We start from the raw sequence: 11,281 nt of genomic DNA on the forward strand, positions 1-11,281 counted from the left end.
GTGTTCATGCTGGGAGGTGAGAGCTATCGATTGAAGCACAAACGCGAAGGCTGATTTTATCACGCCCCGGGTGGGTCAATTTTATTGGCCGAAAGGGGGTCAAAATTATTGGCCATTGACATCAAGATCCACCTGCTTACGATCACGTTGAGCCTTGATCTCAGCACGCAGCTTTGGTGTTGTACGGGCTTGTGGATGGATAACCATGGCGTTCGCTGCCAGCCATGGAGAGCGAAGCGAAGGCTGGTAGACCCCAGTAGCCGCGAGGCCGCACTGTTTTCCCGGCGTGCCTTGCGCCAGAGGGAAAACAAAGTAGGCCTCCGAACGCGGCGTCCAGTCATTGGGAGCCAAGTACGGAGCAGCAACGAGCTTGCGAAGTTGTTGCGTAGTGCTGGGTGACCAGGACGGCTGGGGCACAAATAGGTTGTCAAAGGCCGAGTCGATTTTGGGGACTGGGATGTCCCAAAATCTATCACGAGGCCGAAGACACGCTTGATGCTTCCTCCAGGTTTTGCGTGAGCCAGTCGTTCAATATCTGGCGGGTTCGGAACAAAGGATAGCTCCTTTTTGGAATATAATCACATGGTACCCGACAGCTAGGCTATGATTTTCAGGTGGCTGAACATGCGAAAACCTTCAACGTTTACACCAGTTGGCAGGGCAGCAAACTCAGCACCAGGTTGATTGGCCCAAATGGCAATGTGATCACTGATTCTCAAGCCGGAAATAACGGTGGTCGTTATGAGGCAGGAAAGACTTTTCAGATGCTGGAAGTGAAAGATCCTGCATCGGGAGCCTGGAATATCGAGGTAAGCTGGGCGGATGCCCCACCAGTGCCGGAGCAGGTCAATATCTCCATTGCCGAGAAATCGGATGTATTCGCCTGGATGAACGGATTTCGGCCCCGGTATTCGGTCAACGAACCGGTGACGATAAACGTCAATCGTGGCAAATGTAGTGAACAATGAGAAAGTTCCCCTTGCAGGTGGAGCGGTTACTGCAGAGATAATCAAGCCCGGAGCTGATGTTATTCGTATGGTTCAGGCACAGAGCACTCAGTGGACCATGTTCAAGGATGTACTTCAGAACAACAGCCGCACAGTCACCCTCTACGACGATGGCAATCACAACGACTACAAGGCAGGGGATGGCATCTTCGGTGGACTGTTCCGCGAAACCGACAAAAAGGGTGCTTACCTTGTCAATGCGACCATCCGCAGGCAGAAACAAAATGGTGATCCGGTTGAAAAACAAATTACCGGTTCATTTCAGGTAGGGCCGATCGCGGACAACCCCATCACTTCAAGCCAGTCACTGCGATACACCAGAGATGCCAAACGTCACTTCCAGCGCCCGAATCCCACACAACAGCAACTTGAAACGGCTGAACCGATTGAAAGCATTGAACAACTGGAAAATAGCGCTGATCCACTGGAATCAATCGACCAGCTCAATGGCAGCGACCCACTTGAAAGCATCGATAACCTTATGAAATAAGGTGGTTAACAGCAACGCTGTCGAAAGAAAACCATTATTTTCCAGTGCAGGAAATTTTTTAAGATACAGCATATGCTACACACCCGCGTACCGGGTATTGACGCCCAGCCAGCGATCCACCAGCGGCTGCACACTTTCCGGATGCTCTGACAGCAGCCTGTCCGCGGCCCCCCTGGCGGCATCGAGCAGGGGCTGATCCCGCAGGATATCCGCCACCCGGAACTGCATCTCCCCGGTCTGGCGCACACCCAGCACTTCCCCCGGTCCGCGCAGTTCCAGATCTTTTCTTGCGATGACAAAGCCGTCACTGCTCTCACGCAACACCGCCAGCCGTTCCCTGGCCTGCTGGCCCAGAGGCGGGTGATACATGAGCACGCAGTGGCTTTCCACGCTGCCCCGCCCCACCCTGCCCCGCAACTGGTGCAGCTGTGACAGCCCCAGGCGTTCGGGATTCTCGATGATCATGAGACTGGCATTGGGGACGTCCACGCCCACTTCGATCACGGTGGTGGCCACCAGCAACTGCACTTCACCCGCCTTGAAAGCTGCCATGACCTGCTCCTTGTCCGCCGACGACATGCGCCCGTGCACCAGCCCGACCGCCAATCCCTGCAGCGATTCCTGCAGCTCCAGCGCCACGTCTTCCGCCGCCTGGCACTGCAGCGCTTCCGACTCCTCGATGAGGGTGCATACCCAATAGGCCTGACGGCCGTTGGCGCAGGCGGCACTCACCCGTCCGATGATCTCCTCGCGGCGGGCATCGGATATCACCAGTGTCTGAATGGGCGTGCGGCCCGGGGGCAGTTCGTCGATGACAGACAGGTCCAGATCCGCATAGGCAGTCATGGCCAGGCTGCGGGGTATGGGCGTCGCCGTCATGATGAGCTGGTGGGGGGTGTGCCTGCCACTGCTGCCCTTCTCGCGCAGCGCCAGGCGCTGATGCACCCCGAAACGGTGTTGCTCATCGACGATCACCAGTCCCAGGGAATGGTAGCTCACGTCCTGCTGAAACAGCGCCTGGGTGCCCACCAGCAGAGACAGGCCGCCGTCTCCAAGCTGCTGCAACACCTCCTGCCTAGCCTTGCCCTTGATACGACCGGACAGCCAGCCCATGTCGACACCCAGGGGCTCCAGCCACTGCTGGAAGCTCTTCATGTGCTGCTCAGCCAGCAGTTCCGTGGGCGCCATCAGCGCCACCTGGAAACCTGCTTCAATAGCCTGCAATGCGGCCAGGGCCGCCACGATAGTCTTGCCGGACCCTACATCACCCTGCACCAGGCGCAGCATGGGGACTGGCTGCTGCATGTCTGCTGAAATATCTTCCAGCACCCGCTCCTGCGCACCCGTCAGCTCGAAAGGCAGCGCCTGCATCAGCCCCTGACGAAGATCACCGGCGCCCGACAGCCGGGGTGCCTGCTTGAGGCGCTGCAGCTGGCGCGCCTGGCGCAAACTCAGCTGATGCGCCACCAGTTCCTCGAACGCCAGACGCTGCTGCGCGGGATGCACGCCATCCAGCAGCAACTGCTGCTGTGCATCCGGCGGCGGCCGGTGGAGATAGCGGATGGCGGCGCTGAGCTCCATCAGGGAATACGCTTGCAGCAATTCGTCGGGCAGCCATTCCTGCAGCCCCTGCTCGCTGCTGTTCAGCAGTTCCAGCGCCTTGCCGGTGAGATCCCGCCAGCTGATCTGGTGCATACCTTCGGTGGTGGGATAAACAGGCGTCAGGGTTTCCTCGGCCATGGCCATGCCGTTTTCTTCCACCACACGGTATTCGGGATGGATCAGCTCGAAACAGGCGGGACCGTTGCGCACTTCGCCGAAACAGCGCAACGCCAGCCCCGCTTTGAGGTTGTTCTTCTGCGCGGCGCTGAAATGGAAGAAACGCAGGATGATGCGGCTGCTGCCGTCGGACAGATGCACCAGCAGGGAACGGCGGCGGCCAAAGCGGATCTCCACGTGCTCCACCTCACCTTCCACCACCACCTCGTCACCGGGGCGCAGGTACTGCATGGGCGTCACCCGGGTGCGGTCCTGGTAACGCAGGGGCAGGTGAAACAGAATATCCTGTACGCACTCAATACCCAGGCGGGCCAGGCGCTCAGCGCTTTTCGGCCCCACGCCTTTGAGCGCAGTCACGGGAAGCGCTGACAGGGCATCGCTCTGAAGGGTCAAATCTGCTTATCTCCCCGCTTTGGATTGGTTACAATCGGGCACGATTTTCATTTCAGGATAGTAGCGTGCATCTGCCGCCAAAGAAACCGCATCAGCAGTCCGGGACCGTGTTGACATGGGAGCAGTGATCGCCATCGGCGCACTGGGCGGCAGCGGCACGCGGGCCATCGCTCAGGTGCTGATGGACGCTGGCATCTATCTGGGCGACAGCCTGAACAACGCCAACGACAACAAGCTGTTCACACGCCTGTTCAAGAATCCTTCGTTCTACAACGGCGCCGGCAAAGAGGAGATTCAGGAACGGCTGGCTATCTTCGAGGAATACATGCGCACGGATCATCTTTCCCCGAAGAGCATAAAACGGCTGCTGAAAGCCGCCTTCGACAATCCCCTGGCGCGCAACAGCTTCACATTCAATATCAGGATTCTGTATAAAACCCTGTCGAAGCCGTGCAACCGGCAGACATGGGGCTGGAAGGAACCCAACACACAAATCTACCTGCAGGAAATCGACGGCTTCTTTGACAACCTGAAGTACCTGCAGGTCATCCGCCACGGGCTGGACATGGCTTTTTCCAGCAACAGGAAACAGCTCGCGAACTGGGGATACCGCTACGGTATTCACATCGACGAAGCCGCAACGGAACAGGAAATCGCCTACAGGCAACTGGAATACTGGATACAATCAACCCGGGAAGTCATCGAAAAAGGCAAACACCTGCGGGGAGATTTTCTGCTCGTCAATCACGGGGAATTCTGCGCACAGCCGGAAGCGCAGATCGACAGGATGCTGAACTTCATCGGGGCGGATGTTTCTCCCGAAAAACGCAAAGCCCTGTACGATATACCCAGAACGCCACGCTCGGCGGGAAGATACAGGCATCACGACCTGGGAATATTCGACCGCTCCCAGCTGGATTTCGTCAGGGAAATGGGATTCGATGTCTGAACAAAACTTTCATCCCCACTCAACACCTTGCAAGCCAATGAGCAGGCTTGTGGAGACTGAACAACCATGATCGGATTTGGATCGAAAAAACTGCCGGACAACCATGTCGTGGCCGTCCTTGGCATGCACCGCAGCGGCACCAGCTCCCTTGCCGGCTGCCTCGAAGACGCCGGGGTCTTTCTGGGTGAAGTGGCGCCATCCAACAGGAACAATCCCAAAGGCAACCGGGAGAACCGCAAGGTCATTTCACTGCACAAGGACCTGCTCAAGAGCAACGGCGGCAGCTGGGACGAACCGCCGGAAACCGTGCTGTGGAAGAAGAAACATAAAAAGACCCGCGACAAGATCATCCGGGAATTTGCGCAACACTCCGTCTGGGGCTTCAAGGATCCCCGCGCCCTGCTGGCGCTGGATGGCTGGCTGGAAGCCCTGCCGAACCTGAAATGCGTGGGCATATTCCGCAATCCTTTCCTGGTTGCCCAGTCCCTGCAGCGACGCAACGAATTTCCCCTGGAAAAGGCGCTGGCGCTGTGGCTGTCCTACAACCGGCAACTGGTTCATCATCACGACAGGCGGGACTTTCCCATCGTTTCCTTCGACGATGAGGCAGACCGGTATATCGAAAAGGTGCGTGAACTGAGCACTGCCCTGGATATCGGGCTGGATGCCAGCAGGATAGCTTTCTTCAGCCCCGAGCTGCGGCACGTGGATATCGAAACCGATGATGAACTGCCGGAAGCCTGCACTGCCCTGTATGCAGATCTGCAGGCCAGGGCCATGTAAATGAAGCTCACCTTCAACATCATCTTCATATCCGGCACCGTGAGATACCTGCGGCTGGCGGCAGCGAGCCTGCTGAAAGAATCCGACTACAGCTACCGGCTGGTGGCCAACGGGCTGGATGAGAAAGAGCGCCGGCTGCTCAAGGACTTCTGTGACAGCTCTCCCCGGCTGGAATACTTCTACTATCCGGCGAAAGGCATCCTGGATCACGGCAGCATGCTCAACATCCTTTTCGCCCGGGAAGATTCACCCTATTTCTGCATGGCGGATTCGGACATCTTCGCCGCAGGGCCTTTCCAGGAAACGCTGGAAAAGCATCTGACGGAATGTGATGTCTTTTCTTCCTGCCTGCCTGTTTCCATGAACCCGGACATCATCCTGCCGGGCTTTTCCGGCCGCCGCCTGCGCACACCTGCCGGGCTGCCCCTGGCGCCCACCTATTTTTCGGTCTACCGCACCGAACTGTTCCGCAAGATCATCGCGGAGACCAAGGTGGGCTTCGAGGTCTACCACCCGGCAAGATTCCTTCCGGAAAGCCTCAAACGCCTTTCACTCACTAACGATATCCTGCAAAGCAGGCGGCTGGACACGGCCAAGCTGCTCAACGTGCTCTCCCACCACTATGGCGCCAGGTTCCGGCACCTGGAACTGGACAACCTGATCCACATCGGTGGCATCAGCGGCGCCCGGAAGTCCTGGCGGGACCGTCTCAGGGAAAAGGTAGTCAACCTGTCGCAACGCCCTTTCGTACTGGACGACGCCTACCTCGAATCGGAAATTCAGCGCAGGAGCCGCAACCGCAAAAAAGAAGCTGGCACCGATCCCGCGGTCGAGGCGGAAAACATACGCTCACGCGCCCTGCGCACGCCTCTGTCCCTCTATTTCACGCGCTACTTCGAGCACCTGTTCGAAGGCAGTATGGAGCCCCGCTTCCAGGTAAACGACGACAGGCTGCAGCAAAGCATCGCCAGATTCACACGGCTGATTCAGGATCTTTACGAAACAGAACCCGGGCTGCGTTAGCAGCAGGCTGTTGAAAAACACCGTTTTTCGACAGTCTGTGCGTGGCACATGGATGTGCCACCATTTTCAATAGCTTTAAGCCATTGAAAATGAAGGAAGCGGGAAACCGCGTTTTCTGCTTCCGTGGTTGAAAAAGCCCATGGAAGAACTTTTTCAAAATCCTGTTAGGAATAAACGCCGGCCGCTTGCCCCCAAGGATGCCATAGAAGCCCTTCCATGGGCTTGCACGACACGGTCAGAGGTCGCGCTTGCAGAAGTACCAGTCGGTACACTCGTAGCCTTCGGACATACGCGCCTCGGCGGCTTCGGCACTGGCGGGCGGCGGTACGATGACCTTGTCACCCGGCTGCCAGTTCTCCGGCGTGGCCACACCGTTGGCATCGGAAGTCTGCAGGGCCTTTATCAGGCGCAGGAATTCATCAATGGAGCGCCCGTTGCTCATGGGGTAGTACACCATAGCCCGCAGGATGCCTTCGGGATCGATGATGAAAGTTGCCCGTACCGCTGAGGTATCCGCCGCACCGGGATGAATCATGCCATAGGCTCTGGCCACTTCCATCTTCAGGTCCGCGATGATGGGAAAGGGGATCTCCACGCCGAATTTTTCCTTGATGTTCCTCATCCAGGCCACATGACTGTAGTGGCTGTCGATGGAAAGGCCCAGCAATTCAGCGTTCAGCGCCTTGAAATCCTCGTGACGTTTAGCGAAAGCGATGAATTCCGTGGTACACACCGGGGTGAAATCCGCCGGGTGGGAGAACAGCACCAGCCACTTGCCGCGATAGTCCTCCAGTTTTTTCACACCGTCGGTGGTAGGTGCTTCGAAAGCGGGTGCGGGTTCATTGAGGCGGGGCAAAGCAGGTGCCTGTTGAATAGTTTCATTGGTCATTTTCTGTATCTCCACAATTGTTGCGTTTGTGTTTTCGGTGCCGGGTTATCCGGCGTTGGATACAGAATAAGGGCGGGAGGCACACTTTCCCAATTGATTGTGAACATGCCGGCTATTGATTTTTACTATTTATTATTATCAATCATTGATAATTACTATTTCCCGGCGGACCGGGTTGCCGGTTCAGTCTGCCCTCAAGATGGCCCCTGCAGGGGTTCGGCGACCTGCTTCCTGCGCAAAGCATGTTCGACAGCGTGGGCGATCAGATCCGCCAGGGTTTTCAGCAGCAGGAAGAACACCAGCCAGAGCTTTCCGGAAATGAACATGCCCCCGAAAACCAGGGTCAGGTGCGTGGGAAGAATACGCGCATAGGGCAGGAACATGAGGGTACCGATATTGGGAACGGTGTCCGCCTCACGCTTGCGGTTGCTGAAGAACGACCAGGCGTGGTTGACGAAGAACACATGAGCATGGGACCCACGGAGAAATACCGGGGCTGTTCCCCGAACACACCGCTGAACAGGAAGATCAGGTAACCGGCATGGAACATGCCGTAGTGAATCAGAAAGAACCAGGACATCTCGCGCTTGGTCTTCTGCGTGGGCAGCACAGGGCCGTTGCTGCTCGATACGCCTTTGGTGGAGAAACGCTTCAGGGTCATCATGCGCCAGAAGTTGAACAGGCCGATGATGACGCTCTGGCACCAGTACACCCACATCACCAGCAGCAGGCTCCAGTCCTGCATCACCGCCATCACGATGGTGACCAGATTTGCCAGCAGCAGCCCCCATACCGAGTTGTCGGAGAAAAGGTTTTCCAGCCGGCTGGGCGTGATCTGCATCAGTGCGCCTCTTCCCAGTTGTCCCCCACGCCCACATCCACCACCAGGGGCACCTTCAGCTCGGCAGCCTCTTCCATGATATTGCGGATTTTCTCTTTCACCGGTTCCAGCTGATCTTTTCTGACCTCGAACACCAGTTCGTCGTGTACCTGCATGACCATGCGAACGGGCGGCTTTTCTTCCTCCAGCCAGGCATCCATGGCGATCATGGCGCGCTTGATGATGTCCGCTGCCGTACCCTGCATGGGCGCATTGATGGCCGTGCGCTCGGCGGCGGCGCGGCGCATGCCGTTGCGGGAGTTGATCTCGGGCAGGTAGAGCCGCCGGCTAAACAGGGTTTCCACATAGCCGTCCTCGTGGGCCTGCTCGCGGATATTGTCCATGAAGGCTTTTACACCGGGATAGCGGCTGAAATACAGCTCCACGTATTCCTGGGCTTCCTGCCGGCCGATACCCAGCTGTTTCGCCAGACCGAAAGCCGACATGCCGTAGATCAGGCCGAAATTGATGGCCTTGGCGCTGCGGCGCTGATCATCGGTCACAGCCTCGGGAGATTCGGCACCGAACACTTCGGCGGCCGTGGCGCGATGGATGTCTAGCCCCTGGGAAAAAGCCTTCAGCAGGCCTTCATCGCCGGAAAGATGCGCCATGATGCGCAGCTCGATCTGGGAATAGTCCGCCGCCAGCATGACGTGATCCGGCTCGGCGATGAAAGCCTTGCGTATGCGGCGACCTTCTTCGGTGCGCACGGGAATGTTCTGCAGGTTGGGGTCGGACGAACTCAGCCGGCCCGTGGCAGCCACTGCCTGGTGATAGCTGGTATGAACGCGCCCGGTCTGGGGGTCACGCATTTCCGGCAGCTTGTCCACGTAGGTATTCTTGAGCTTGGCAAGCCCCCTGTGTTCCAGGATGACCGCCGGCAGTTCCTCGCCCTTGTCCGCGAGAATCTGCAGCACCTCTTCCGAAGTCGATGGCGCGCCCTTGGGCGTTTTCTTCACCACCTCCATGCCCAGCTCTTCGAAAAAGATGTGGCCGATCTGCTTGGGTGAGCCCAGGTTGAACGGATGTCCGGCTATGTCGTAGGCGCGCTGCTCCAGGGCATGGAGTTTCTCCGCCAGCTCCTGACTCTGTTGCTGCAACAAGCCGGCATCGATGCGCACGCCGAGGCGCTCCATGCGTGACAGCACAGGCACCAGGGGCATTTCGATGTCTTCATACACCCGGCGCAGCCCATCCAGTTCCTCCAGCTTCGGCCACAGGGTCTGATGCAGCTGCAGGGTGATATCCGCGTCTTCCGCCGCATAGGGCCCCGCCTGTTCGAGGCCGATCTGATTGAAAGTGAGCTGCTTGGCTCCCTTGCCGGCGATATCGGTGAAAGACACGGTTTCCCGACTGAGATATTTCTTCGCCAGGGAATCCATGTCATGGCGGGTGGCTGTAGAGTCCAGCACATAGGATTCGAGCATGGTATCGAAGCGGATACCCGCCATGGCAATGCCGTAACGGGCGACGATACTCATGTCGTACTTCAGGTTCTGCCCCACCTTGGACTGTTCGGAATCTTCCAGCAGCGGCTTGAGTTTCTCCAGCACCCATTCCCTTTCCAGTTGCGGTGGCGCACCGGGATAGTCATGGGCAACAGGCACGTAGGCAGCCTTTCCGGGTTCGGTGGAAAAAGACAAGCCCACCAGTTCGGCCTGCATGTAATCCAGGCTGGTGGTTTCTGTATCGAAGGCGAACAGGCTGGACTGCTGCAACTGTTTCAGCCAGCGCTCGAAAACCTGCTTTTCCAGGATGACCTCGTAGTCCTGCTCCTGCACCGCAGCATTTGGCTGCTCCTCCGGTGAACCCGCATCATCCAGCGTTGCCAGCAGGCGGTTGGCCTCGATACGCTGGTACAGCTCCCGCAGCTTCCGGGTATCCAGCTGGCCGGGCTGCAACTGCTCCGGGCCAAGATCCAGGGGCACATCCGTCTTGATGGTGGTGAGCTGCTTCGACAGGGGCAGTTGCTCCAGGCTGGCGCGCAGGCTCTCACCGATCTTGCCCTTGATCTCGCCCGCCTTGTCCACCAGTTCATCCAGGTTGCCATACTGGGCCAGCCACTTGGCCGCAGTCTTGGGACCGCACTTGGGCACGCCGGGAATGTTGTCAGAAGCATCTCCCATCAGCGCCAGGTAGTCGATAATTTGTTCGGGCTTCACGCCAAACTTCTCCACCACGCCATCGGCATCCAGGTATCGGTTGCTCATGGTGTCGATGAGGCTCACATGATCGTTCACCAGCTGGGCCATGTCCTTGTCCCCGGTGGAGATGAGCGTCGTCATGCCCTGCTCCGCCGCCTGGCGCGCCAGGGTGCCGATGACATCATCGGCCTCCACATCGTCCACGACCAGCAGTGGCAAACCCATGGCGCGCACGATCTCGTGCAGGCGGTCGATCTGGGCTTTCAGGTCTTCAGGCGCGGGAGGACGGTTGGCTTTATACTGGTCATACAGGTCATCGCGAAAAGTCTTGCCCGGCGCATCGAACACCACCGCCATGTATTTGGGCTGGTAGTCGTTTATAAGTTTGCGCAACATGTTCACCACGCCCACGATGGCCCCGGTGGGCTCGCCCCTGGAATTGGTCAGCGGTGGCAGGGCATGATAGGCGCGGAACAGGTAGGACGATCCGTCCACCAGGATAAGATCGGGTTTGTCGGACATGGTCAATGGCCAGGGCTTGGTGAAAATACTGCTGGCAGTTTAGCATTTCCGGCCCAGGAACCCAGCACCCTTCCTCTGAAGTCCAGACCTCATCAGCCAACTGTCATGACACGGGATGGCGCCGCCCAACAGGCCTGATTCTTTGGCGCTTACCGGCGTTTACCGGCGTTTACCGAAGACTTCATCGCCAATGCGACGGCTGCTGGCCGGGTGCACGAATAATCAACTCAGAAACGGCGGAAAGAACAACATGTCCGTACAGAAGCCCCTGGGATCGGGCTGTTGTCGGAAGTACTGCCATGGGTTCCTCGACGTTTTAAGTGGAATTCCTCCAAAAACCTGTGCCAGTATAGCGCCAAATACTGGCATGAGGAAAAGACGTGGACGGCAACGAGATACTGCTACTGGGATTGGGGATTCAG

At 57.9% G+C, this 11,281-nt stretch carries 10 protein-coding genes and 1 pseudogene; 5 read left to right on the plus strand and 6 right to left on the minus strand.

What is annotated here, in order from left to right; all coding sequences use genetic code 11:
* Nucleotides 1-59: 59 nt before the first annotated feature.
* Nucleotides 60-476, minus strand: a complete 417-nt coding sequence (locus tag ACOCD2_RS05645; protein ID WP_419584828.1) for a hypothetical protein — start codon at nt 474-476, stop codon at nt 60-62.
* Nucleotides 477-614: 138 nt separating this feature from the next.
* On the opposite strand from ACOCD2_RS05645, the gene ACOCD2_RS05650 reads away from it, so the two are divergent.
* Both ACOCD2_RS05650 and ACOCD2_RS05655 read left to right on the plus strand, forming a co-directional pair.
* Complete coding sequence (locus ACOCD2_RS05650; protein WP_293652432.1) at nt 615-968, plus strand: hypothetical protein; 354 nt, start codon at nt 615-617, stop codon at nt 966-968.
* Nucleotides 958-1,497 (plus strand): choice-of-anchor X domain-containing protein, encoded by a 540-nt coding sequence (locus ACOCD2_RS05655; protein ID WP_293645862.1) that lies wholly within the window; start codon nt 958-960, stop codon nt 1,495-1,497. Before ACOCD2_RS05650 ends, ACOCD2_RS05655 begins: the two co-directional genes overlap by 11 nt.
* Nucleotides 1,498-1,572: 75 nt before the next feature.
* Here the strand turns inward: ACOCD2_RS05655 and recG are convergent, their stop codons facing one another.
* Entirely contained in the window at nt 1,573-3,669 is a 2,097-nt protein-coding gene (gene recG / locus ACOCD2_RS05660; protein WP_293645860.1) for an ATP-dependent DNA helicase RecG, read from the minus strand.
* A 115-nt stretch (nt 3,670-3,784) separates the two neighbouring features.
* On the opposite strand from recG, the gene ACOCD2_RS05665 reads away from it, so the two are divergent.
* From ACOCD2_RS05665 to ACOCD2_RS05675, 3 genes are all read left to right on the plus strand, one after another.
* The gene (locus ACOCD2_RS05665; protein ID WP_293679723.1) at nt 3,785-4,618 is read left to right on the plus strand and encodes a sulfotransferase; all 834 of its coding nucleotides are present in this window, start codon (nt 3,785-3,787) and stop codon (nt 4,616-4,618) included.
* A gap of 66 nt (nt 4,619-4,684) precedes the next feature.
* Nucleotides 4,685-5,401, plus strand: a complete 717-nt coding sequence (locus ACOCD2_RS05670) for a sulfotransferase family protein (protein ID WP_293645856.1) — start codon at nt 4,685-4,687, stop codon at nt 5,399-5,401.
* Nucleotides 5,402-6,424: a hypothetical protein gene (locus tag ACOCD2_RS05675; protein WP_293645854.1), complete on the plus strand. Its 1,023-nt coding sequence runs from the start codon at nt 5,402-5,404 to the stop codon at nt 6,422-6,424. It abuts the gene before it with no gap.
* 235 nt (nt 6,425-6,659) lie between these two features.
* Here the strand turns inward: ACOCD2_RS05675 and ACOCD2_RS05680 are convergent, their stop codons facing one another.
* The 4 genes and pseudogenes from ACOCD2_RS05680 to polA form a co-directional block, all read right to left on the minus strand.
* Nucleotides 6,660-7,313: a peroxiredoxin gene (locus ACOCD2_RS05680; protein ID WP_293645852.1), complete on the minus strand. Its 654-nt coding sequence runs from the start codon at nt 7,311-7,313 to the stop codon at nt 6,660-6,662.
* A gap of 194 nt (nt 7,314-7,507) precedes the next feature.
* On the minus strand, nt 7,508-7,777 hold the full coding sequence (locus ACOCD2_RS05685; protein WP_293645850.1) for a DUF6498-containing protein: 270 nt from the start codon (nt 7,775-7,777) through the stop codon (nt 7,508-7,510).
* Nucleotides 7,778-7,800: 23 nt separating this feature from the next.
* Nucleotides 7,801-8,154: pseudogene (locus ACOCD2_RS05690) on the minus strand (DUF6498-containing protein); the annotation flags it as partial.
* Nucleotides 8,154-10,859 (minus strand): DNA polymerase I, encoded by a 2,706-nt coding sequence (gene polA / locus ACOCD2_RS05695; protein WP_293645848.1) that lies wholly within the window; start codon nt 10,857-10,859, stop codon nt 8,154-8,156. The gene polA and the pseudogene ACOCD2_RS05690, both read right to left, overlap by 1 nt.
* Nucleotides 10,860-11,281 lie beyond the last annotated feature (422 nt).

This window comes from Thiolapillus sp. (assembly GCF_048562965.1).
Classification (GTDB): domain Bacteria; phylum Pseudomonadota; class Gammaproteobacteria; order Chromatiales; family Chromatiaceae; genus Thiolapillus; species Thiolapillus brandeum_A.